A 23,188-nucleotide genomic window follows, 5' to 3' on the forward strand; every position below is an offset into this window, starting at 1 on the left:
GCGCCGCAGTACGACAAGCCGACACCCACGACGCGCAGTCGACGAACAGCCGAGGAGCAGACAAAACGATGGACCTCGACGTCTTCGTCTCCGCCCACCGCGCCGAGTGGGACCGCCTGGACGCACTGCTGCGCCGCCAGCGCCGACTCACCGGAGCCGAGGCGGACGAACTCGTCGCCCTCTACCAACGCACCGCCACCCACCTCTCGCTGATCCAGTCGAGCGCCCCCGACCCCCAGCTGACCGGCCGGCTCAGCCAACTCGTGGCACGCGCGCGTAGTGCCGTGACAGGAACCCGCCGCGCCTCCTGGCGCGACGTCACCCGCTTCCTCACCCACGGTTTCCCCGCAGCGGTCTACCGATCACGCCATTGGTGGGTCCCCACCGCGCTCATCTCCACGGCGGTGGCGATCCTCCTGGGATGGTGGATAGGCACGCACCCCGAGGTGCAGTCCTCCATAGCGGCCCCCGACGAACTGCGCGAGCTCACCCGCCCCGGTGGCCAGTACGAGACGTACTACTCCAGCCATCCCGCCGCGTCCTTCGCCGCCCAGGTGTGGACGAACAACGCCCAGGCCGCCGCGATGTGCCTGGTCCTGGGAATCTTCCTCTGCCTCCCGGTCGTCTGGATCCTCTTCCAGAACATGCTCAACGTGGGCGTCGGTATCGGCCTGATGTCCTCGGCCGGCCGCCTCGACACCTTCCTCGGTCTGATCCTGCCGCACGGCCTCCTGGAGCTGACGGCCGTCTTCGTGGCCGCGGGCACGGGCCTGCGCCTCGGCTGGACCGTCATCGACCCGGGCCCGCGCTCCCGCCGCACGGCACTGGCCGAGGAGGGACGAGCAGCCCTGGGCATGGCGATAGGCCTGGCCCTGGTCCTCTTCGTCTCGGGCGCCATAGAAGGCTTCGTCACCCCGTCGGGCCTGCCCACCTGGGCCCGCATCACGATCGGCGTCGTCGCCGAACTGGCCTTCCTCGCGTACGTCTATGTCCTGGGCGGTCGCGCGGCACGCGCCGGCGAGACGGGCGACCTCGAAGCGGTCGAGCGCAGTGCCGTCGTACCCACGGCTGCCTGATGTGCGGACACACCGGCGGGGCTGCTAGTCTCCTCTTCGCCCCACAAGAGCCGTTGACGCGGAGGGAGTGGGGAGGTAGATTAGAACAGTTGCCTAGAGCCGGACAGGCTCGGTGGCGACAATGAAAATCTATGGGTTTCTCGAGGACTTTGATTCTTGAGGACCACTTCCCGATTACCTCAGGAATGAGCGGCCGGTAAGTCCGGCCAAAAACTTCTGATAAAGTCGGACTCGCCGAAAGAGAGCCGGAAGGCAATCGAATAGGCAGAAGCCCTCCAACGGCTACTGGATCAAAATCCCGACCGGAAACGGAACGGAAAACGGTCTGGTAAGGTTGGAAACGCAAGACCGAAGGGAAACTGCCCGGAGGAAAGCCCGAGAGGGTGAGTACGAAGGAAGCGTCCGTTCCTTGAGAACTCAACAGCGTGCCAAAAATCAACGCCAGATATGTTGATACCCCGGCTCACAGGCTTGTGTCTGTGGGTTGAGGTTCCTTTGAAGTAGTAAACACAGCGAGGACGCTGTGAACGGTCGGGCTTATTCCGCCTGACTGTTCCGCTCTCGTGTGTGTGCACCGGATATCCGGTAAACATTCACGGAGAGTTTGATCCTGGCTCAGGACGAACGCTGGCGGCGTGCTTAACACATGCAAGTCGAACGATGAACCACTTCGGTGGGGATTAGTGGCGAACGGGTGAGTAACACGTGGGCAATCTGCCCTGCACTCTGGGACAAGCCCTGGAAACGGGGTCTAATACCGGATGATACTTCTGCTCGCATGGGTGGGGGTTGAAAGCTCCGGCGGTGCAGGATGAGCCCGCGGCCTATCAGCTTGTTGGTGAGGTAGTGGCTCACCAAGGCGACGACGGGTAGCCGGCCTGAGAGGGCGACCGGCCACACTGGGACTGAGACACGGCCCAGACTCCTACGGGAGGCAGCAGTGGGGAATATTGCACAATGGGCGCAAGCCTGATGCAGCGACGCCGCGTGAGGGATGACGGCCTTCGGGTTGTAAACCTCTTTCAGCAGGGAAGAAGCGCAAGTGACGGTACCTGCAGAAGAAGCGCCGGCTAACTACGTGCCAGCAGCCGCGGTAATACGTAGGGCGCAAGCGTTGTCCGGAATTATTGGGCGTAAAGAGCTCGTAGGCGGTCTGTCGCGTCGGATGTGAAAGCCCGGGGCTTAACCCCGGGTCTGCATTCGATACGGGCAGACTAGAGTGTGGTAGGGGAGATCGGAATTCCTGGTGTAGCGGTGAAATGCGCAGATATCAGGAGGAACACCGGTGGCGAAGGCGGATCTCTGGGCCATTACTGACGCTGAGGAGCGAAAGCGTGGGGAGCGAACAGGATTAGATACCCTGGTAGTCCACGCCGTAAACGGTGGGAACTAGGTGTTGGCGACATTCCACGTCGTCGGTGCCGCAGCTAACGCATTAAGTTCCCCGCCTGGGGAGTACGGCCGCAAGGCTAAAACTCAAAGGAATTGACGGGGGCCCGCACAAGCAGCGGAGCATGTGGCTTAATTCGACGCAACGCGAAGAACCTTACCAAGGCTTGACATACACCGGAAACTGGCAGAGATGTCAGCCCCCTTGTGGTCGGTGTACAGGTGGTGCATGGCTGTCGTCAGCTCGTGTCGTGAGATGTTGGGTTAAGTCCCGCAACGAGCGCAACCCTTGTTCTGTGTTGCCAGCACGCCCTTTCGGGGGTGGTGGGGACTCACAGGAGACTGCCGGGGTCAACTCGGAGGAAGGTGGGGACGACGTCAAGTCATCATGCCCCTTATGTCTTGGGCTGCACACGTGCTACAATGGCCGGTACAATGAGCTGCGATGCCGTGAGGCGGAGCGAATCTCAAAAAGCCGGTCTCAGTTCGGATTGGGGTCTGCAACTCGACCCCATGAAGTCGGAGTTGCTAGTAATCGCAGATCAGCATTGCTGCGGTGAATACGTTCCCGGGCCTTGTACACACCGCCCGTCACGTCACGAAAGTCGGTAACACCCGAAGCCGGTGGCCCAACCCCTTACGGGGAGGGAGCTGTCGAAGGTGGGACTGGCGATTGGGACGAAGTCGTAACAAGGTAGCCGTACCGGAAGGTGCGGCTGGATCACCTCCTTTCTAAGGAGCATCTAGGCGCCAGCTCTTCGGAGTCGGCGTCCAGGGCCATTACGTCGGCACACGTTCGACGGTGGTTGCTCATGGGTGGAACGTTGATTATTCGGCCGGGTTCACGGGTCGGAGGCTGCAAGTACTGCTCTCGCAAGAGGGCGTGGAAAGCATGATCTCCGGGCGGGACATGGCCGGGCACGCTGTTGGGTGTCTGAGGGTACGGCCGGTATGGCTGCCTTCAGTGCCGACCCCAGTGAACTCGCCCGTAAGGGGTGGGGTGGTGGGTGGTTGGTCGTTGTTTGAGAACTGCACAGTGGACGCGAGCATCTGTGGCCAAGTTTTTAAGGGCGCACGGTGGATGCCTTGGCACCAGGAACCGATGAAGGACGTGGGAGGCCACGATAGTCCCCGGGGAGTCGTCAACCAGGCTTTGATCCGGGGGTTTCCGAATGGGGAAACCCGGCAGTCGTCATGGGCTGTCACCCACATCTGAACACATAGGGTGTGTGGAGGGAACGCGGGGAAGTGAAACATCTCAGTACCCGCAGGAAGAGAAAACAACCGTGATTCCGGGAGTAGTGGCGAGCGAAACCGGATGAGGCCAAACCGTATACGTGTGAGACCCGGCAGGGGTTGCGTGTGCGGGGTTGTGGGATCTCTCTTTCACAGTCTGCCGGCTGTGAGGCGAGTCAGAAACCGTTGATGTAGGCGAAGGACATGCGAAAGGTCCGGCGTAGAGGGTAAGACCCCCGTAGTCGAAACGTCAACGGCTCGTTTGAGAGACACCCAAGTAGCACGGGGCCCGAGAAATCCCGTGTGAATCTGGCGGGACCACCCGTTAAGCCTAAATATTCCCTGGTGACCGATAGCGGATAGTACCGTGAGGGAATGGTGAAAAGTACCGCGGGAGCGGAGTGAAATAGTACCTGAAACCGTGTGCCTACAAGCCGTGGGAGCGTCGCGCATTGAGTTTACTCAGTGCGTCGTGACTGCGTGCCTTTTGAAGAATGAGCCTGCGAGTTTGCGGTGTGTTGCGAGGTTAACCCGTGTGGGGAAGCCGTAGCGAAAGCGAGTCCGAATAGGGCGTTTTAGTAGCGCGCTCAAGACCCGAAGCGGAGTGATCTAGCCATGGGCAGGTTGAAGCGGAGGTAAGACTTCGTGGAGGACCGAACCCACCAGGGTTGAAAACCTGGGGGATGACCTGTGGTTAGGGGTGAAAGGCCAATCAAACTCCGTGATAGCTGGTTCTCCCCGAAATGCATTTAGGTGCAGCGTCGTGTGTTTCTTGCCGGAGGTAGAGCACTGGATAGGCGATGGGCCCTACCGGGTTACTGACCTTAGCCAAACTCCGAATGCCGGTAAGTGAGAGCGCGGCAGTGAGACTGTGGGGGATAAGCTCCATGGTCGAGAGGGAAACAGCCCAGAGCATCGACTAAGGCCCCTAAGCGTACGCTAAGTGGGAAAGGATGTGGAGTCGCAGAGACAACCAGGAGGTTGGCTTAGAAGCAGCCACCCTTGAAAGAGTGCGTAATAGCTCACTGGTCTAGTGATTCCGCGCCGACAATGTAGCGGGGCTCAAGCGTACCGCCGAAGTCGTGTCATTCATACAACAGGGCCAACGCCTGTATGGATGGGTAGGGGAGCGTCGTATGCCGGGTGAAGCGGCGGCGGAAGCCAGTCGTGGACGGTTTACGAGTGAGAATGCAGGCATGAGTAGCGATACACACGTGGGAAACGTGTGCGCCGATTGACTAAGGGTTCCTGGGTCAAGCTGATCTGCCCAGGGTAAGTCGGGACCTAAGGCGAGGCCGACAGGCGTAGTCGATGGATAACCGGTTGATATTCCGGTACCCGCTGTGAAGCGTCAAACATCGAGCCCATTAATGCTAAAGCCGTGAAGCCGTTCCGGACCCTTCGGGGAAGGGAAAGTGGTGGAGCCGCTGACCCAAGGTGGTAGTAGGTGAGTGATGGGGTGACGCAGGAAGGTAGTCCATCCCGGGCGGTGGTTGTCCCGGGGTAAGGGTGTAGGGCGTGGTCTAGGCAAATCCGGATCACATATAGTCTGAGACCTGATGCCGAGCCGATTGTGGTGAAGTGGATGATCCTATGCTGTCGAGAAAAGCCTCTAGCGAGTTTCATGGCGGCCCGTACCCTAAACCGACTCAGGTGGTCAGGTAGAGAATACCGAGGCGTTCGGGTGAACTATGGTTAAGGAACTCGGCAAAATGCCCCCGTAACTTCGGGAGAAGGGGGGCCATCACCGGTGATTGAATGTACTTCATGAGCTGGGGGTGGCCGCAGAGACCAGCGAGAAGCGACTGTTTACTAAAAACACAGGTCCGTGCGAAGCCGTAAGGCGATGTATACGGACTGACGCCTGCCCGGTGCTGGAACGTTAAGGGGACCGGTTAGTCCAACTTCGGTTGGGCGAGGCTGAGAACTTAAGCGCCAGTAAACGGCGGTGGTAACTATAACCATCCTAAGGTAGCGAAATTCCTTGTCGGGTAAGTTCCGACCTGCACGAATGGCGTAACGACTTCTCGACTGTCTCAACCATAGGCCCGGTGAAATTGCACTACGAGTAAAGATGCTCGTTTCGCGCAGCAGGACGGAAAGACCCCGGGACCTTTACTATAGTTTGATATTGGTGTTCGGTTCGGCTTGTGTAGGATAGCTGGGAGACTGTGAAGTGGGCACGCCAGTGTCTGTGGAGTCGTCGTTGAAATACCAGTCTGGTCGTGCTGGATGTCTAACCTGGGTCCGTGATCCGGATCAGGGACAGTGTCTGATGGGTAGTTTAACTGGGGCGGTTGCCTCCTAAAGAGTAACGGAGGCGCCCAAAGGTTCCCTCAGCCTGGTTGGCAATCAGGTGTTGAGTGTAAGTGCACAAGGGAGCTTGACTGTGAGACCGACGGGTCGAGCAGGGACGAAAGTCGGGACTAGTGATCCGGCGGTGGCTTGTGGAAGCGCCGTCGCTCAACGGATAAAAGGTACCCCGGGGATAACAGGCTGATCTTCCCCAAGAGTCCATATCGACGGGATGGTTTGGCACCTCGATGTCGGCTCGTCGCATCCTGGGGCTGGAGTCGGTCCCAAGGGTTGGGCTGTTCGCCCATTAAAGCGGTACGCGAGCTGGGTTTAGAACGTCGTGAGACAGTTCGGTCCCTATCCGCTGCGCGCGCAGGAACATTGTGAAGGGCTGTCCCTAGTACGAGAGGACCGGGACGGACGAACCTCTGGTGTGCCAGTTGTTCTGCCAAGGGCATGGCTGGTTGGCTACGTTCGGGAGGGATAACCGCTGAAAGCATCTAAGCGGGAAGCCTGCTTCGAGATGAGTGTTCCCACCCACTTAGATGGGTTAAGGCTCCCAGTAGACGACTGGGTTGATAGGCCAGATCTGGAAGCCCGGTAACGGGTGGAGGTGACTGGTACTAATAGGCCGAGGGCTTGTCCTCAGTTGCTCGCGTCCACTGTGTTGGTTCTGAAACCACGAACAACCCCACCCATAGGTCACATGGGTGGTGCGGTTGAAGTGTTTGTTTCACCGTGTTTCGGTGGTCATAGCGTGAGGGAAACGCCCGGTTACATTCCGAACCCGGAAGCTAAGCCTTACAGCGCCGATGGTACTGCAGGGGGGACCCTGTGGGAGAGTAGGACACCGCCGAACAAATATTGAGAAAACCCCCGCACTTTCGAGTGCGGGGGTTTTCTGCGTTTAGAGGCGGCCTGCCGCCTTCAGGGCCAGATATGCGTCCGCCAGTGCCGGCGCCAGGTCGTCCGGTGTTGCGTCGACGACCGTGACGCCGTGGCGGCGGAGTTGTTCGGCGGTTCGATGGCGTTCCGTTTGTGCCTGGGCGGCGGCTGCGGCCTCGTACACCGCTTCTGTGTTTCCTCGGGCTGTTGCCATGGCTGCGATGTGGGGGTCTGCCACTGAGGCCAGGAGGACTGTGTGGCGCTGAGTTAGTTGAGGGAGTACCGGGAGGAGGCCCTCCTCGATGGGGGCCGTGTCCAGGCTGGTCAGCAGGACGATCAGGGAGCGTCTGGGGGCCGTACGGAGAGTGGTGGCCGCGAGGCCTCGGGCGTCCGTTTCGATGAGTTCCGGTTCCAGGGTGGCCATCGCGTTGACCAGGGATGGGAGGACGTCTGCTGCGGCGCGGCCCTGGGCCAGGGCGCGTACTCGGCGGTCGTACGCGAGGAGGTCCACGCGGTCGCCGGCGCGGGAGGCCAGGGCTGCGAGGAGGAGGGCCGCGTCCATGGAGGCGTCCAGGCGGGGGACGTCGCCCACGCGGCCCGCCGACGTACGGCCGGTGTCGAGGACCAGGAGGATGTGGCGGTCGCGTTCGGGGCGCCAGGTGCGTACCGCGACCGTCGTTTGGCGGGCTGTGGCGCGCCAGTCGATGGAACGGGTGTCGTCGCCGGGGACGTACTCGCGCAGGCTGTCGAATTCCGTGCCTTCGCCGCGGGTCAGGACGCTGGTGCGGCCGTCGAGTTCGCGCAGGCGGGCGAGTTTCGAGGGGAGGTGCTTGCGGCTGGTGAACGGGGGGAGGACCCGTACCGTCCAGGGAATGTGGTGGCTGCCCTGGCGGGCGAAGAGGCCCAGGGGGCCGTACGAGCGGATCGTCACGCGGTCGGCCTTGCGGTCGCCTCGGCGGGTGGGGCGTAGGCGGGTGGTGACGCGGCGGCGTTCGCCGGAAGGGACTGTCAGGCGGTGGCGGGAGGCCTCTACCTCGGTGCCGGGCTGCCAGCTGCTCGGGGGCCACGCGTCGCGTACGCGGGCGCGGAGCGGGCGGCCGGAGGGGTTGGTGATCGTGAGGGTGACGTCCGCCGGTTCGCCCAGGCGTGCGGAGGTGTCGCCGGAGCGGGTGAGGCCGAGGCGGCGTACGGGAGCTGCCAGGGCGTAGTCGCAGGCGCACGCGACGGCCAGGGGGGCGTTCACGGCGAGGATGCCTGTCCAGCTGGGGTCCCAGATGCCGATGGGGATCGAGCCCAGGGCCGCCAGGAGGGCGGCGCGGCCGGTGAGTGCCATCAGCGGGGGACGGGGACGTGGGCGAGGATCGCGTTGATGACGGAGTCGGCCGTCACGCCTTCCATCTCGGCTTCCGGGCGGAGCTGTACGCGGTGGCGGAGGGTTGGGAGGGCCAGTGCCTTGACGTCGTCGGGGATGACGTAGTCGCGGCCGGTCAGCCAGGCCCAGGCGCGGGACGTCGCGAGGAGGGCCGTGGCGCCTCGGGGGGAGACGCCGAGCGTGAAGGACGGGGACTCGCGGGTCGCGCGGCAGATGTCCACGACGTACGCGGTGATCTCGGGGGAGATCGTTGTTTTGGCGACTGCGGCGCGGGCCGCTTCCAGGTCTGCCGGGCCTGCCACGGGGCGTACGCCGGCGGCGCGCAGGTCGCGCGGGTTGAAGCCCTCGGCGTGGCGGGTGAGGACGTCGATCTCGTCCTGGCGGGAGGGGAGGGGGATCGTGAGCTTGAGGAGGAAACGGTCCAGCTGGGCTTCGGGGAGGGGGTACGTGCCCTCGTACTCGACCGGGTTCTGGGTCGCCGCGACCAGGAACGGGTCGGGGAGGGGGCGCGGGGTGCCGTCGACCGTGACCTGGCGTTCCTCCATGGCTTCCAGGAGGGACGACTGGGTCTTCGGGGGCGTGCGGTTGATCTCGTCCGCGAGGAGGAGGTTGGTGAAGACCGGGCCCGGCTGGAAGGAGAACTCCGCGCTGCGGGTGTCGTAGACGAGGGAGCCGGTGATGTCGCTCGGCATCAGGTCGGGTGTGAACTGGACGCGTTTGGTGTCGAGTTCGAGTGCGGATGCGAGTGCCCGGACGAGCAACGTTTTGGCTACTCCGGGGACGCCTTCGAGGAGGACGTGTCCGCGGCAGAGGAGGGCGACGACGAGGCCGGTCACGGCGGGGTCCTGGCCGACCACGGCTTTGGCGATCTCGGCGCGCAGGGCTTCCAGGGAGGCCCGGGCGGTGCCCGGATCCCCGGTGATCCCGGCGTTGTCAGTGGTCGGGTCCATCATGGACGGCGTACCTCTCTTTCGAGGGCGTCGAGTCGGTCGGCGAGGGAGATGAGGGCTGCGTCGTCACCGGGCGGCGGGCCGAAGAGGAGGGTGTGCAGGGACTGTCCGTCGCTGTGGTTCTGGAGCTGGGCGGACAGGGCGGGGAGCAAGGACTCGGGCGTGTGCGCCTGGGTGACGGGGACGCCGACCAGGGGGGCGAGGCGAGTGCGGGTCGTGGAGCGAAGAGCGGCGGCCGCGCGGTCGCGGGCGTTGGTCTTGCGGTAGAGGCGGGCGCGGCCTTCGACGGACTCGGAGGCGCGGATCGCCACGGGGAGTCGTTCGGGTACGAGGGGGCCGAGCCGGCGTGCCCGCCAGAGGGCGGCCAGGACCGCGGCGACGAAGAGCTGCAGGGTGCCCCAGAGCCAGCCCGAGGGGAGCAGGTCGAAGAAGTCGCGTTCGCCGGATTCGGTGAGCGAGTCGTCGGAGAGCGAGGGGAGGTACCAGACCAAGTGGGGGCGGGAACCGAGCAGTTGGAGGGCGAGCGAGGCGTTGCCGTGCTCGTCGAGGCGGTCGTTGTAGAGGATGTCGGGGGCGCCGAGCACGACGGTGTCGCCGTCTCCGGTGGCTGTCGGGACGCGTACGAGGGTGGGGAGGCCGTTGCTCGGGTAGCAGGTGTCGGCGTCGCCGGCGGCGGTGTCGTAGCGGAAGCCGCCCGTCTCCGCGGTGCCCGCGCGTTGGGCGGCGGGGAAGTCGCAGTCCGGGGACAGCTCCGAGTCGAAGCTGATCGCGGGGTCGGCGGTGACACCGGGAGCGAGTGTTCCGACGGACGGGCTGCTGGGGGCGACCAGGACTGTGCGTCCGCCGGAGCTCTCCGTCGCCGTGTGCAGTTGCCGTTGCTGACCGTCGGTCAGCAGGTCGGGGGCCGCGACCAGGAGGGTGGTGTCGGCGTCGGCCGCGGCGCTTGCCTGGGCGAGGGTGGTGACCACGCGCGTGGACACGCCCCGGTCGGCGAGGAGTTCGGCGACGGCGCGGCTGCCGCGAGGGTCGGCGGAGCGCGGGTCGAGGCTGCCGCGCTGGGTGCCGGAGTTGAGCACGGCGATCGCGACGGCGCCCACGAGGAGGAGGGCGACGCCGAGTACGACGCCTCGCGCGCGGGTCCAGACCTGGCGGGCGGTGGGCGAGGCCGAGGTGGTGGCGGGGAGCGTGGCCTCGGTGCTCATTCGGCGGCTCCCTGGCGGGCGTTGTGGGCCGTGCCGGGGGTGCTGCTGATGGTCGCGAGGGCCGGTTTCGCGCGCGTCAGGTCGTCGTCGAGTTCGGTGAGGCGGCGGTACGTCTGCGGGGTCGCGGTGCGGCCGCCGTACGTCACGTCGTCGAAGTCCCGGGCCGCGGTGCGCAGGCGGTCGGTGTGTGCGGGCAGGGTGCGGCCCGCTTCGGCGGCTGCCTCGTCGGCGGTGCGGCCGGGGCGGGCGTCGAGGAGCGCGCGTTCCTCCAGGGCGCGGACGACGGCGCGCATGCGTTCCTGTACGGCCTGGTTCCAGTGGCCCTGGGCCGCGTGTGCCTCGGCGGCGGCTCGGTGTTCGGCGGCGCTGCGGGGGCGGTCGTCGAAGAGCGCGGCGGCGGAGGTGGGGCCGGGGCGCGGGGAGCCTAGGCGCCACCACAGGGCGCCGATCACGGCGACGACGGCCAGGAGGACGACCACCAGCCCGAGGACTCCTCCGGGGGTCGCGGTCGAGGCCGCGTTGAACAGCCCGTCGAGCCAGTCCCAGAAGGCGTCCATGGCCCGTTGCAGCAGGCCGGGGTCGTTCTCGTGGTACATGCGCTTGGACAGCTCGCGCCGGGCCGCCTCCCGCGCGGGATCACGCGGGATCGTCACCGGCGGGTCGTCGGCCGACAGTGACAGTACGGCGGTGTCGCCGGCGCGCAGCAGAGCTCGTACGGCCGCTTCGGCGGTGGGCGGCAGGGCCGGCACCGTGGTGAGAAATCCCCCCGTCAGGATCACCGCATCAGCTCCCCGGGGTGGTGCCCGGGGCACCGGAGCCGTAGCCCTGGACGCCGGCGGCGCGGGCCAGGTCGAGGTCGAGGGCCTCGCGGCGGATGCGGTGGTCGATGTAGAGGAGCACGGTCACGCCCGCGGTGATCGGGAAGGTGATCATGGAGCCGATCACCGAGCCGATGCCGCTGACGACGAGGAACGTCCAGCCGAGGCCGCCCGTGCCGTCGAGGAAGCCGCTGATGCCGTCTCCGGTCATGGCCGCGGCGACGAAGGTGAACGGGAGGACGACGATGGACGCGACGACGCCCGCGATGACCGTGGCGAGCAGCTGGATGCCGAAGACCCGCCACCAGGAGCCGCTGACGAGCTTCGCGGAACGAGTCATCGACTTCGTGATGCTCTGCTTCTCCAGCATCAGCGCCGGCGAGGCCAGGGAGAAGCGGATCATCAGCCACAGTGTGACGATGCCAGCGCCGAGGCCGCCCAGGACGGCGAGTGCCGCGCCGCCGCCCTCCGAACCCGCGACTGCCACGAGGACGCCCGGGGCGATGCCGACGGCGAAGACCGCGACGACGATGAGCAGCAGCAGGAAGATGAGGCCGAACAGCTTCGGGACCTGCGGGCGGGCGTCCCGCCAGGCCTCGCCGATGGTGACCGGCTTGCCGAGCACGGCGCGGCTGGTCACGGTCGTGAGCAGGGCCGTCGCGATGACGGTGCCGATCATGGAGATCACGAAGAGGAGGCCGGAGCCGAGGAGGGCGTCCCCCATGGCGCGGCTCAGCTCGTCGACGCTCGCGCTCGTGTCGTTGAGGGCGGCGCTGCTCGTGCTGTCCTCCAGGACGAAACCCTGGAGGAGGATCGCGAAGATCTCCGTGACGACCGCGACGGTGAGCGAGATACCCAGCACGGTGCGCCAGTAGGCGCGCATGGTGGAGACGGCGCCGTCGAGGATCTCGCCGACGCCGAGAGGGCGCAGCGGGATCACACCGGGCTTGGCCGCGGGCGGGGGGCCGCCCCAGTTGCCGCCCCAGCCGGGGTGGCCGCCGGGCGGCGGGCCGTAGCCGCCGTACCCTCCCGGGCCTGCGGGGCCGCCGTATCCGCCGGGGGCGCCGGGGTACTGGCCGCCCCAGCCCTGGCCGGGCGGCGGTGGCGGGGGCGGCGGGACCTGGCCGGGGTTCTGGGGGCCGGTGGGAGCGGACCACTGGGCGGGTGGCGGCTGTTCCTGGGACCACTTCGGGCCGGGGCCGGTCGGGTCCTGGCGCGGCTGGTCCGCGGGTTCCGCAGGGCCGGGGCTGTCGGCGGGAGCGGACGCGTCGGGCTGCTGTCCGTCGGAGGGGGCGGATCCGGGCGAGGCCCAGCCCGGAGTGTCGTTCATCGTCGCTCCTTCACGGTGCCCGTCCGCGTTCGCGGCAGGTTGGCAGCCATCGTGCCATGGGGAGGGCACGCGGGGATCGGCCCCCGTATGGGCTGGACACCTTCAATTGTCCGACGTACAGGGGGCAGACTGGGCGGATGGCTGATCAGTACGCGCAATCCCGCGAGGACAACCGGCCCACCGAGACACCGGCGATCCGCTGGGACGAACCTCCCGAAGGCCCGGTGCTGGTCCTTCTCGATCAGACGAGACTGCCGGCCGAGGAGGTCGAGCTGGTCTGTACGGACGCGCCCGCGCTGGTGGCGGCGATCCGTTCGCTGGCGGTGCGCGGGGCGCCGCTGCTCGGCATCGCGGGGGCGTACGGGGTTGCGCTCGCCGCCGCGCGCGGCTTCGACGTGGACGAGGCCGCCGTCGCGCTGGCGCAGGCCCGGCCCACTGCCGTGAACCTCGCTGTCGGCGTACGCAGGGCGCAGGGCGCGTACCGGGCGGAGCTGGCCAGGAGCGGTGACCGGGATCAGGCAGCCATCGCGGCGCTGGTCGCGGCCCGGGCGCTGCACCGGGAGGACGCCGAGGCCAGCGCGCGGATGGCCGTGCACGGGCTCGCGCTGCTGGACGAGTTGCTGCCCGGCGGCGGGCACCAGGTGCTCACGCACTGCAACACCGGGTCGCTGGTGTCGGGCGGTGAGGGAACGGCGTTCGCGGTGGCGCTGGCGGCGCACCGCGCGGGGCGGCTGCGCAGGCTCTGGGTGGACGAAACGCGCCCGTTGCTGCAAGGTGCTCGCCTGACGGCGTATGAGGCGGCGCGCAGCGGAATGGCGTACACCTTGCTCACGGACAACGCGGCGGGCTCTCTGTTCGCCGCAGGGGAGGTGGACGCGGTACTGATCGGAGCGGATCGGATCGCGGCCGACGGTTCCGTGGCGAACAAGGTGGGGAGCTACCCGCTCGCCGTGCTGGCCAAGTACCACCACGTGCCGTTCATCGTGGTGGCGCCGGTGACGACGGTGGATCCGGACACCCCCGACGGGGCGTCCATAGAGGTGGAACAGCGTGCCGGACATGAGGTGACGGAGATCGCCGCACCTCAGGTGCCGGTGGCGGGAACGGAAGCGGGAGGCGGGATTCCGGTGGCACCCTTGGGAACCCAGGCGTACAACCCGGCGTTCGATGTGACGCCTCCCGAGTTGGTGACGGCGATCGTCACCGAAGCGGGTGCTGTTTCGCCCGTGACGGCTGAGGCGCTTGCCGAGCTGTGTGACAGGTCACGCCAGGTAACGATTTAGTTAATGGGATGATGTCGTTTATGAAGGGACGAGTCCTTGTCGTCGATGACGACACAGCACTGGCCGAGATGCTCGGCATTGTGTTGCGTGGTGAAGGTTTTGAGCCGTCTTTCGTAGCCGACGGCGACAAGGCGCTGGCCGCTTTCCGTGAGTCCAAGCCCGATCTGGTGCTCCTGGACCTGATGCTTCCCGGTCGGGACGGTATCGAGGTGTGCCGCCTGATCAGGGCGGAGTCCGGGGTACCGATCGTGATGCTCACGGCCAAGAGCGACACCGTCGACGTCGTCGTGGGCCTGGAGTCGGGTGCCGATGACTACATCGTGAAGCCGTTCAAGCCAAAGGAGCTGGTCGCCCGGATCCGGGCGCGGCTGCGGCGGTCGGAGGAACCGGCGCCCGAGCAGCTGGCCATAGGCGACCTCGTCATCGATGTCGCCGGTCACTCTGTGAAGCGGGACGGGCAGTCGATCGCGTTGACGCCACTGGAGTTCGACCTGCTGGTCGCGCTCGCGCGCAAGCCCTGGCAGGTGTTCACGCGTGAGGTGCTCCTCGAGCAGGTCTGGGGGTACCGCCACGCGGCGGACACCCGGCTGGTCAACGTGCATGTGCAGCGGCTGCGCTCCAAGGTCGAGAAGGACCCGGAGCGGCCGGAGATCGTGGTGACCGTCCGTGGCGTCGGTTACAAGGCCGGACCGAGCTGACATGTCCGGGGACAGTGCCGCTTCGGCCCCCGGGAGTTCCGGGGGGCGCGCGGAGCGGCCTGTCGGCCGGAAGAAGGCGGGCAGGGCGAGCAAGGCCGGCTCCGGCTGGCGGCAGTTCTTCGAGGGCGGGCTGCTCCAGGGCGGTGTCCAGGGCAGCCCGGTCCTTCGGCTGTTCATGCGCTGGGTGCGCCGGCCGCTGCTGCCCGTCATGCGGCTGTGGCGGCGCAACATCCAGCTCAAGGTCGTCGCGACGACGCTGCTGATGTCGCTGGGTGTCGTCCTGCTGCTCGGCTTCGTCGTGATCGGGCAGGTGCGCAACGGCCTCCTTGACGCCAAGGTGAAGGCCTCGCAGAGCCAGGCCGCGGGTGGATTCGCGGTGGCCAAGCAGAAGGCGGACACGGCGGCCGGCGCCAGTGGGGACGACGGGTCCGCTGCGGACGGCCGCCCCGCGCAGAACGTCATCCAATGGATGAGCGACCTGGTGGAGTCCCTCTCCAGCGGCGGCCAGGGCGCCTTCGACGTCGTGACGCTCCCGGTCGGTCAGGCCGGCGACGACAGCGGCGGCGGACGCGGCCCGCGTGCCTCCGGCGGGGTGGACCCGACTGCGAGCGTGCCCGACGCGCTGCGCGACCGGGCCGACGACAACAACCTGATGGCCCAGAGCTACACCCGCATCACCTACACCAACGGCAGCGAGTCGCAGCCCGCGCTGATCATCGGCAAGCAGGTCGACGACCCGAACGGGGATCCGTACCAGCTGTACTACCTCTTCCCGCTCACGCAGGAGGAGAAGTCGCTGAGCCTGGTCAAGGGGACGCTGGCGACGGCCGGGCTGTTCGTCGTCGTACTCCTGGGGGCCATCGCCTGGCTCGTGGTGCGGCAGGTCGTGACGCCGGTGCGGATGGCGGCGGGGATCGCCGAGCGGCTGTCCGCGGGGCGGCTGCAGGAGCGGATGAAGGTCACCGGCGAGGACGACATCGCGCGGCTCGGCGAGGCCTTCAACAAGATGGCGCAGAATCTCCAGCTGAAGATCCAGCAGCTGGAGGACCTGTCGCGGATGCAGCGGCGGTTCGTGTCCGACGTATCGCACGAGCTGCGGACGCCGCTGACGACCGTACGGATGGCCGCCGATGTCATCCACGACGCGCGCGTGGACTTCGATCCCATCACCGCGCGGTCGGCCGAACTGCTCGCCGATCAGCTGGACCGGTTCGAGACGCTGCTCGCGGACCTGCTGGAGATCAGCCGGTTCGACGCGGGCGCGGCGGCGCTGGAGGCCGAGCCGATAGACCTCAGGGAGGTCGTCCGGCGGGTGGTGAGCGGTGCCGAGCCGCTGGCCGAGCGCAAGGGGACGACGGTACGGGTCGTCGGCGATCAGCAGCCTGTCGTGGCCGAGGCGGACGCGCGGCGAGTGGAGCGGGTGCTGCGCAACCTCGTCGTCAACGCCGTGGAGCACGGCGAGGGCAATGACGTCATCGTGAAGCTGGCCGCCGCGGGCGGTGCGGTCGCGGTGGCCGTACGGGACTACGGGGTCGGGCTCAAGCCCGGTGAGGCGACCCGGGTCTTCAGCCGCTTCTGGCGGGCCGACCCGGCACGCGCGCGTACCACCGGCGGTACGGGCCTCGGCCTGTCCATCGCCCTTGAGGACGCGCGGCTGCACGGCGGCTGGCTGCAGGCGTGGGGTGAGCCGGGCGGTGGCTCCCAGTTCCGGCTGACGCTGCCGCGGACCGCCGACGAGCCCCTGCGGGGCTCACCGATACCGCTGGAGCCCAAGGACTCACGGCGCCACCGGGGACTGGGCGAGGCGGGTCTGCCGCACGCCGGCGGCGACAAGCTCGCCACGGTGCCGGTGCAGACGGCGGCCGCCGAGCAGCGGCCGATAGCGCCGCGGCTCGCCACCATGGCCCCGACCGCCGACCCCACGGCGCTGCCCGGCAACGGCGCGCGCGTGGTGCCGCGCCCGGCCAGCGGCGCGCGGCGGGACGGTACTTCCGGTACGGAGCCCGGATCGGAGTCGCCGTCCTCGGACACGGTGTCCTCGGATGCCGGTTCGGAGCGTGTGGACGAGCAAGGGGAGGCATTTCGTGGGCCCTGACCGCGAGCGGGACGGTCGGCGGCGGGAAACGGCTCGCGCGGTGGTGTACGCCGCCTGTGGCGCCGTACTGCTGGCCGGATGCGCCTCGATGCCCGACAGCGGGGATCTGCGCGGAGTCGAGTCCACGCCCCGGCAGGACGCCCAGGTGCGGGTCTTCGCCCTGCCGCCCCACGAGAACGCCCAGCCGGTGGAGATCGTCCAGGGCTTCCTCGAGGCGCTGACCAGCGACGATCCGAACTATGAGACGGCACGCAAGTACCTGACCCCGAGCGCGGCGAAGGACTGGCGGCCCGACCTGTCCACCACGGTGCTCGGCGACGGGCCCAGCACGGGCCAGGTCCCCGTGGGCAGCCGGGAGGACGGGATCGACGCCTACGCGTTCACGCTGACCGGCGGCAGGTTCGCCACGCTGGACTCCCGGCAGTCGTACGAACCTGCAGACGGGCAGTACCGGGAGACGCTGCACCTCACGCGCGAGAAGAAGAGCGGGCAGTGGCGCATCGACGAGCTGCCGCAGGGCATCGTCATGGGCAAGTCGGACTTCCTGCGCAACTACACCTCCGTCAATAAGTACTACTTCGCGTCGAACACGCCGTCGGAGCCGGCCGGGCAGCCCGTGTCCGTCGCCGATCCGGTCTACGTCCGCAAGAAGGTCGACCCGATGACGCAGACGGTGAGTTCGCTGCTCGAAGGGCCCTCACGCTGGCTGGGGCCGGTCGTCAGATCGAGTTTCCCGACGGGTACGGCGCTCAAGAAGGGCGTCACCTCGCTGACCCCCGACGACCAGAACCGGCTGACGGTGCCGCTCAACGACAAGGCGAGCCGGGTCGGGACCGCCAAGTGCACCGAGATGGCGGCCCAGCTCCTCTACACCCTCCAGGACCTCACCCCCACCGGTGTCGACGAGGTCGCGCTGCAGCGCTCCAACGGCACCCAGCTGTGCTTCCTCGACAAGGACCAGGCCGAGATCGTCGCCGCGCGCGTCGCGGTGCAGAGTCCCGACTACCAGTACTTCATCGACGGCAAGCACCGCCTCGTACGCGTGGCCGGCGGCAACCCCGACCCCGACGACAAGGTCTCCCCGGTGCCGGGCGCGCTCGGCGAGGGCGAGAAGCAGCTCCGGTCCGCGGCGGTCTCGCGCGACGAGAACAGCGCCGCCGGGGTCTCGCTGGACGGGACCTCGCTGTACGTGGGATCGCTGGTGTCCGGCGGATCGCTCGGCGAGCCCGTGCTGACCAGCCAAGGTGCCACCAAGGAAGACCGGCTGACCACACCCAGCTGGGACGGCGACGGCGACCTCTGGGTGGCCGACCGCAACCCCGTGAAGCCCCGGCTGCTGCTCCTGAAGAAGGGCGCGGGTGAGCCGCTGGAGGTGAGGACCCCGGGCCTCGACGGGCGTATCGAGGCGGTACGGGTGGCCGCCGACGGGGTGCGGATCGCGCTCATCGTGGAGAAGGACGGCCTGCGGTCGCTCTACATCGGGCGGATCGAGCGGGACGAACGGTCGGCGGAGACGTCGGACGGGTCGGCCCAGGAGGAGACTGCGGCGAAGCCGGGGCAGAAGGCCGGGGAGCAGTCGGTCGTGTCGGTTCTCGAACTGCACTCCGTGACACCGCAGTTGGAGGAGGTCACCGCCATGTCGTGGGCCGGGGACAGCCGGCTCGTGGTGGTGGGGCGTGAGCAGCGCGGCGTCCAGCAGATGGCATACGTGCAGGTCGACGGCTCGACGCCGGTGGGATCGGCGCCGACCGCGCTGACCGGCGTGAAGGCCGTCGCCGCGGCCGAGGACGAGAGGCTGCCGCTGGTGGCGTACTCGGAGGAGGACGGGATCGTGCGGCTGATGGCGGGGTCCAAGTGGCAGAAGCTGGTCAAGGAGGGGTCGGCTCCGGTGTATCCGGGGTGAGGCCTCCCGCTGTCCTGGGGGCCGCGGTGGTCTTGCTGTGGTGCGGGGCCGCGGTGGTCCTGCGGTGGTTCTCAGGTGGTTCTGTTTGACGGCTCGTCGGATGTCCGGCGGGCCGTCGGCGTTTCCGGGTGCTGTCCGGGCGCTGTTTTCGGGGCGCGGGGAGTTATCCACAGGGCGTTGTCCACAGGGGTGGCCGGGTCGCGCCGGTGTTGGCACAGTGGTGGGCATGCGGGGGTGGTGGCAGGACCTCAGTGACCTGGTGCTGCCGGCCGAGTGCGGAGGCTGTGGGAGGCCTCGCACGGTGCTCTGCCCGGAGTGCCGTGCCGCCCTGGACGGGGCCGCACCGAGCCGGGTGCGACCTGTGCCGGAGCCGCCCGGGCTGCCGGTGGTGCACGCGGCGGCCCGGTACGAGGACGAGGTGCGTGCGGTACTCCTCGCGCACAAGGAAAGGGGTTCATTGGCGCTCGCGGGGCCGCTTGGGACGGCTCTGGCGGGTGCTGTACGGGCAGGGCTGCCGACCGGGGCCCTGCGCGGTGGTACGGGTGTGCTGCTCGTGCCTGTGCCGTCCGCGCGTCGGGCCGTGCGGGCCCGGGGGCACGATCCGGCTCGGCGGATCGCGCTCGCGGCGGCGGGGGCGCTGCGCGGGTCCGGTACGCCGGCCCGGGTACTGGCGGTGCTGCGGCAGCGGCGTGCCGTGGCCGACCAGGCGGGCCTCAACTCCCGGCAGCGGTTGGACAATCTCGCGGGTGCGCTGGGCGTGGTTGCGGGGGGTGGGCGGTTGTTGGTGGGTGGGGGAGGCGGGGGTGGGGAGGGGGGAGGGGGAGGGGCCCCCGGGGCCCCCGGCTCGGGCTCTGGTGGGGGTGCTGTTGTTCTGGTCGACGATCTGATGACGACCGGGGCCTCGCTGGCTGAAGCCGCGCGTGCGGTGCGGGAAGCGGTTGTGGACGTGAGAGGGGCGAGGAACGCCGTGTATTCGGGAGCGGGGTGGGAAGGCAGAGGGGAACGGTGGCCGGGAGCCGCGGGCACGGGTGTGGAGCGGAGGCCGGGAGTGTCGGGAATGGTGGCGCCGGCCGCCTTCGAAGTCATGATCTGCGCGGCTGTGGTCGCTGCGACGCCTGATTCTTTCGAAATAAACCGGAACTGACCGAGAACTTGCATCGTTGCAGGTAGTGAGAGGGTCAATTCACTTGAACGGAGGTACGCGCCGGTAGAGGGTGACGACATCCGTCCGGGCGAGATATGTTCGGTTGTGAGGGAAAGCCGCAGGCCACACCTCGCAAATCCGAATGCCGTGCTGCGGGTTTTGCTTAATCACCCCAGCCGGCCGAGTGGGGATCTTGCCCATGGGGGAGGAGGAGGTGGAAGTCGCCGAGTCCGAGGTTCCGGGGCACACCGGAGCCTGGTGCAAAAGGGAGACGCTCCGCCACTGAAGCGGAGCGATCCGGGAACGGAGTTCTGCGTGGACATCGTCGTCAAGGGACGCAAGACCGAGGTGCCCGAGCGGTTCCGGAAGCACGTGGCCGAGAAGCTGAAGCTGGAGAGGATCCAGAAGCTCGACGGCAAGGTGATCAGCCTCGACGTCGAGGTGTCCAAGGAGCCCAACCCCCGGCAGGCCGACCGCTCCGACCGAGTGGAGATCACGCTCCACTCCCGCGGTCCGGTGATCCGGGCGGAAGCAGCGGCAAGCGACCCGTACGCGGCACTCGACCTCGCGGCTGACAAGCTCGAGGCCCGGCTGCGCAAGCAGCACGACAAGCGTTACACCCGACGGGGCGCAGGCCGGCTCACGGCCGCCGAGGTCGCCGACCACGTCCCGGACGCGGCAACGCTGAACGGCAACGGTCACCCCGTCCACGAGGAAGCCGCGGACGGCGTGCCCATCAAGAGGATCGGCTCGCTGGAAGTGAAGGGCGAAGGCCCCCTCATCGTCCGCGAGAAGACCCACGTTGCCTCCCCGATGACGCTCGACCAGGCTCTCTACGAGATGGAACTGGTAGGGCACGACTTCTACCTGTTCGTCGACTCCGAGACCAAGGAACCGAGCGTCGTCTACCGGCGGCACGCCTACGACTACGGCGTGATTCACCTCAACACGGACCCGATGGTCGCCCATCAGGCGCATTCCCCCGCGGCGGGTGGCACGCTGGGCGGCTGACCGCCCCCGGAGAGAGCCGAGCGGGTGCCCCTGGAGCGCGTGTGCGCCCCCAGGGGCACCCGTGTGCGACCCCTCCGGAACCCGCTCTGTCACCGCACGGTCGCCCGGGCATGGAATCATGGCCGCAACGGCCCAACCGGTGGGCCGTTGCCTTGGGTTGGCGATGGCACAGAACCACAGGCCACAGCCTTCAGGGGGAGGAACGATGGCGGACAGCTTCGGACCGATGCAGGTCGAGGATGCCGATGACAGCGTCACCGGCATGGGCCCGGACACGGGTACCTCGCGCAAGGAGCCGATCAGAGTCCTTGTCGTGGACGACCACGCCCTCTTCCGACGTGGACTGGAGATCGTGCTCGCGGCCGAGGAGGACATCCAGGTCGTCGGCGAGGCGGGGGACGGGGCGGAGGCGGTCGACAAGGCCGCCGATCTGTTGCCCGACATCGTGCTGATGGACGTACGGATGCCGAAGCGCGGTGGGATCGAGGCGTGCACCTCCATCAAGGAGGTCGCGCCCAGCGCCAAGATCATCATGCTGACGATCAGCGACGAGGAAGCCGATCTGTACGAGGCGATCAAGGCGGGGGCGACCGGTTATCTCCTCAAGGAGATCTCCACGGACGAGGTGGCCACGGCCATTCGCGCGGTCGCCGACGGACAGTCGCAGATCAGCCCCTCGATGGCGTCGAAGCTGCTCACCGAATTCAAGTCGATGATCCAGCGGACGGACGAGCGGCGGTTGGTACCCGCGCCGCGGCTCACGGAACGCGAGCTGGAAGTGCTGAAGCTGGTCGCCACCGGGATGAACAACCGGGATATCGCCAAGGAGTTGTTCATCTCCGAGAACACCGTGAAGAACCATGTGCGCAACATCCTGGAGAAGCTGCAGTTGCACTCCAGGATGGAGGCCGTGGTTTACGCGATGCGGGAGAAGATCCTCGAGATTCGGTAACGGCTCGAGATTCGGTAGCGGTGAGTCAGCCCAGGGCCTGGGTCAGTTCCCTTGTCAGGGGGGTGCGTAGGTCCGGGGTGTCCACCCGTTCCACTCGTACGTTCGTGCAGTTCACCCAGGTTGCCGCCTCCAGGAGGGCTTGGGCCACCGCCGGGACCGCCTTCGGGCCGTGCAGGCTGACCTGTCTGGCCACCAGGGTGTTGCCCTCCCTGGCCGGGTCCACTCGTCCGACGAGGTGGCCGCCTGCGAGGACCGGCATCGCGAAGTAGCCGTACACGCGCTTCGGCTTCGGGACGTAGGCCTCCAGGCGGTGCGTGAAACCGAAGATCCGTTCCGTGCGGGCCCGTTCCCAGATCAGGGAGTCGAACGGGGAGAGCAGGGTCGTGCGGTGGCGGCCTCGTGGGAGTGTCTCCAGGGCTGCCGGGTCGGCCCAGGCCGGTTTGCCCCAGCCCTCGACCGTGACGGGGACCAGGCCCGAGTCCGCGATCACCGCGTCGACCTGTTCCGCTTTGAGGCGGTGGTAGTCGGCGATGTCGGAGCGGGTGCCGATGCCCAGGGACTGGCCCGCGAGGCCGACCAGGCGGCGCAGGCACTCGGTGTCGTCCAGTTCGTCGTGCAGCAGCGTGGGCGGGATGGCTCGCTCGGCCAGGTCGTACACCCGCTTCCAGCCTCGGCGTTCCACGCAGACCACCTCGCCGTACATCAGGGCGCGTTCGACGGCGACCTTGGTGCCGGACCAGTCCCACCATTCGCTGGTGCGTTTCGCGCCGCCCAACTCCGTTGCGGTGAGGGGGCCTTCGGTGCGGAGCTGCTTGATGACCTGGTCGTAGGTGCCGGGTGGGAGGTCGTGGTTCCAGTGGGGGCGGGAGCGGTAGGCGCGGCGGCGGAAGGCGAAGTGGGGCCATTCCTCCACGGGGAGGATGCAGGCCGCGTGCGACCAGTATTCGAAGGCGTGGGGGTGGGGGTGGGGGTGGGGGGCGTGTGGGGAGTGGGGTGTGGCTTCTGTTGTGGGGGTGGGGTTCCAGTAGGCGGCTTCGACGTTCTTGCGCGGTATCGCGCCGAGGCGGGCGTACGGGATGAGTTCGTGGGAGCGGGCGAGTACGGAGATCGTGTCGAGCTGGACCGCGCCGAGGTGGCGGAGGATTCCGCGGACGCCTGCCTTGCGGTTGGGGGTGCCCAGGAAGCCTTGGGCTCGTAGGGCGATGCGGCGGGCTTCGTCGGCGGAGAGTTGTGTGTGGGGTGGGGGTGGGGGCGTGGGTGCGGATGTTGGGTGCGGCGGGCTGCTCGTCATGCTTCCGCACGATAGGGGGTGGGACTGACAGTGGGGGGTGAGCTGGGGGTTTGGGTGCGGGGGGTGGTTTTTTCGCCCCCGCCGCCCTTACCCGTTCCCATCCCCTGGGGGCTGCGCCCCCAGCCCCCCGCTGTCGGCCTGGACGGCCTCGTCCTCAAGCGCCGGACGGGCTGGAGGGGGTGCAGGCGGGTGGGTGGGAAGGTCGCGCTGGACGGCCTCGTCCTCAAACGCCGGACGGGCTGGGAGGTGGTGCAGGCG

The 23,188-nt window shown here is 67.6% G+C and carries 14 protein-coding genes and 3 rRNA genes; 11 read left to right on the plus strand and 6 right to left on the minus strand.

Going from position 1 to position 23,188, the window contains the following annotated elements:
• Positions 1-68: 68 nt before the first annotated feature.
• From LUX31_RS28760 to rrf, 4 genes are all read left to right on the plus strand, one after another.
• Positions 69-1,076 (plus strand): stage II sporulation protein M, encoded by a 1,008-nt coding sequence (locus tag LUX31_RS28760; protein ID WP_235478217.1) that lies wholly within the window; start codon positions 69-71, stop codon positions 1,074-1,076.
• A gap of 592 nt (positions 1,077-1,668) precedes the next feature.
• A 16S ribosomal RNA gene (locus tag LUX31_RS28765) occupies positions 1,669-3,197 on the plus strand.
• A gap of 322 nt (positions 3,198-3,519) precedes the next feature.
• A 23S ribosomal RNA gene (locus LUX31_RS28770) occupies positions 3,520-6,643 on the plus strand.
• A gap of 95 nt (positions 6,644-6,738) precedes the next feature.
• A 5S ribosomal RNA gene (rrf, locus tag LUX31_RS28775) occupies positions 6,739-6,855 on the plus strand.
• The 16S, 23S and 5S rRNA genes sit together here, the layout of an rRNA operon.
• A gap of 48 nt (positions 6,856-6,903) precedes the next feature.
• Here the strand turns inward: rrf and LUX31_RS28780 are convergent.
• Genes LUX31_RS28780 through LUX31_RS28800 form a run of 5 tightly spaced genes read right to left on the minus strand, consistent with a single transcriptional unit; the run spans position 6,904 to position 12,553 of the window.
• Positions 6,904-8,214 carry a DUF58 domain-containing protein gene (locus LUX31_RS28780; RefSeq protein WP_235478218.1) on the minus strand — a complete coding sequence of 437 codons (1,311 nt, stop codon included), beginning with the start codon at positions 8,212-8,214 and terminating at the stop codon, positions 6,904-6,906.
• Entirely contained in the window at positions 8,214-9,203 is a 990-nt protein-coding gene (locus LUX31_RS28785; RefSeq protein WP_235480097.1) for an AAA family ATPase, read from the minus strand. The genes LUX31_RS28780 and LUX31_RS28785 overlap by 1 nt, the downstream gene beginning before the upstream one ends.
• The gene (locus LUX31_RS28790; protein ID WP_235478219.1) at positions 9,203-10,405 is read right to left on the minus strand and encodes a DUF4350 domain-containing protein; all 1,203 of its coding nucleotides are present in this window, start codon (positions 10,403-10,405) and stop codon (positions 9,203-9,205) included. The genes LUX31_RS28785 and LUX31_RS28790 overlap by 1 nt, the downstream gene beginning before the upstream one ends.
• A complete protein-coding gene (locus LUX31_RS28795; protein WP_235478220.1) occupies positions 10,402-11,184 on the minus strand; it encodes a DUF4129 domain-containing protein in 783 nt (260 codons plus the stop codon). The genes LUX31_RS28790 and LUX31_RS28795 overlap by 4 nt, the downstream gene beginning before the upstream one ends.
• A gap of 4 nt (positions 11,185-11,188) precedes the next feature.
• Positions 11,189-12,553, minus strand: coding sequence for a glycerophosphoryl diester phosphodiesterase membrane domain-containing protein (locus LUX31_RS28800; RefSeq protein WP_235478221.1), 1,365 nt, complete (start codon positions 12,551-12,553; stop codon positions 11,189-11,191).
• Between the two features lie 137 nt (positions 12,554-12,690).
• Here LUX31_RS28800 and mtnA point away from each other — a divergent pair, with 137 nt between their 5' ends.
• The 7 genes from mtnA (at position 12,691) to LUX31_RS28835 (ending at position 21,639) form a co-directional block, all read left to right on the plus strand.
• On the plus strand, positions 12,691-13,836 hold the full coding sequence (mtnA, locus tag LUX31_RS28805) for an S-methyl-5-thioribose-1-phosphate isomerase (RefSeq protein WP_235478222.1): 1,146 nt from the start codon (positions 12,691-12,693) through the stop codon (positions 13,834-13,836).
• A gap of 8 nt (positions 13,837-13,844) precedes the next feature.
• Positions 13,845-14,534, plus strand: a complete 690-nt coding sequence (mtrA, locus tag LUX31_RS28810; RefSeq protein ID WP_187284748.1) for a two-component system response regulator MtrA — start codon at positions 13,845-13,847, stop codon at positions 14,532-14,534.
• Between the two features lies 1 nt (position 14,535).
• Positions 14,536-16,629, plus strand: coding sequence for an MtrAB system histidine kinase MtrB (gene mtrB / locus LUX31_RS28815; RefSeq protein ID WP_235478223.1), 2,094 nt, complete (start codon positions 14,536-14,538; stop codon positions 16,627-16,629).
• On the plus strand, positions 16,619-18,532 hold the full coding sequence (locus tag LUX31_RS28820; RefSeq protein ID WP_235478224.1) for an LpqB family beta-propeller domain-containing protein: 1,914 nt from the start codon (positions 16,619-16,621) through the stop codon (positions 18,530-18,532). The genes mtrB and LUX31_RS28820 overlap by 11 nt, the downstream gene beginning before the upstream one ends.
• A gap of 226 nt (positions 18,533-18,758) precedes the next feature.
• A complete protein-coding gene (locus tag LUX31_RS28825) occupies positions 18,759-19,676 on the plus strand; it encodes a ComF family protein (protein WP_235478225.1) in 918 nt (305 codons plus the stop codon).
• Positions 19,677-19,991: 315 nt separating this feature from the next.
• The gene (gene hpf / locus LUX31_RS28830; protein ID WP_389358253.1) at positions 19,992-20,687 is read left to right on the plus strand and encodes a ribosome hibernation-promoting factor, HPF/YfiA family; all 696 of its coding nucleotides are present in this window, start codon (positions 19,992-19,994) and stop codon (positions 20,685-20,687) included.
• A 205-nt stretch (positions 20,688-20,892) separates the two neighbouring features.
• Positions 20,893-21,639, plus strand: a complete 747-nt coding sequence (locus LUX31_RS28835) for a response regulator (RefSeq protein ID WP_235478226.1) — start codon at positions 20,893-20,895, stop codon at positions 21,637-21,639.
• Positions 21,640-21,664: 25 nt separating this feature from the next.
• On the opposite strand, the gene LUX31_RS28840 is transcribed toward LUX31_RS28835, so the two are convergent.
• Positions 21,665-22,930, minus strand: a complete 1,266-nt coding sequence (locus LUX31_RS28840) for a winged helix-turn-helix domain-containing protein (protein ID WP_235478227.1) — start codon at positions 22,928-22,930, stop codon at positions 21,665-21,667.
• Positions 22,931-23,188: the final 258 nt, after the last annotated feature.

This window comes from Streptomyces sp. GQFP (assembly GCF_021545335.1).
In the GTDB taxonomy this organism is placed as follows: domain Bacteria; phylum Actinomycetota; class Actinomycetes; order Streptomycetales; family Streptomycetaceae; genus Streptomyces.

What these genes read in the sequence shown, in the direction of transcription:
- LUX31_RS28835 (WP_235478226.1), top strand. Translation starts at nt 20,893, where the DNA reads ATGGCGGACAGCTTCGGACCGATGCAGGTCGAGGATGCCGATGACAGC.
- LUX31_RS28760 (WP_235478217.1), top strand. Translation starts at nt 69, where the DNA reads ATGGACCTCGACGTCTTCGTCTCCGCCCACCGCGCCGAGTGGGACCGC.
- mtnA (WP_235478222.1), top strand. Translation starts at nt 12,691, where the DNA reads ATGGCTGATCAGTACGCGCAATCCCGCGAGGACAACCGGCCCACCGAG.
- mtrB (WP_235478223.1), top strand. Translation starts at nt 14,536, where the DNA reads ATGTCCGGGGACAGTGCCGCTTCGGCCCCCGGGAGTTCCGGGGGGCGC.
- mtrA (WP_187284748.1), top strand. Translation starts at nt 13,845, where the DNA reads ATGATGTCGTTTATGAAGGGACGAGTCCTTGTCGTCGATGACGACACA.
- LUX31_RS28780 (WP_235478218.1), bottom strand. Translation starts at nt 8,214, where the DNA reads ATGGCACTCACCGGCCGCGCCGCCCTCCTGGCGGCCCTGGGCTCGATC.
- LUX31_RS28785 (WP_235480097.1), bottom strand. Translation starts at nt 9,203, where the DNA reads ATGGACCCGACCACTGACAACGCCGGGATCACCGGGGATCCGGGCACC.
- LUX31_RS28840 (WP_235478227.1), bottom strand. Translation starts at nt 22,930, where the DNA reads ATGACGAGCAGCCCGCCGCACCCAACATCCGCACCCACGCCCCCACCC.
- LUX31_RS28800 (WP_235478221.1), bottom strand. Translation starts at nt 12,553, where the DNA reads ATGAACGACACTCCGGGCTGGGCCTCGCCCGGATCCGCCCCCTCCGAC.
- LUX31_RS28825 (WP_235478225.1), top strand. Translation starts at nt 18,759, where the DNA reads ATGCGGGGGTGGTGGCAGGACCTCAGTGACCTGGTGCTGCCGGCCGAG.
- LUX31_RS28790 (WP_235478219.1), bottom strand. Translation starts at nt 10,405, where the DNA reads ATGAGCACCGAGGCCACGCTCCCCGCCACCACCTCGGCCTCGCCCACC.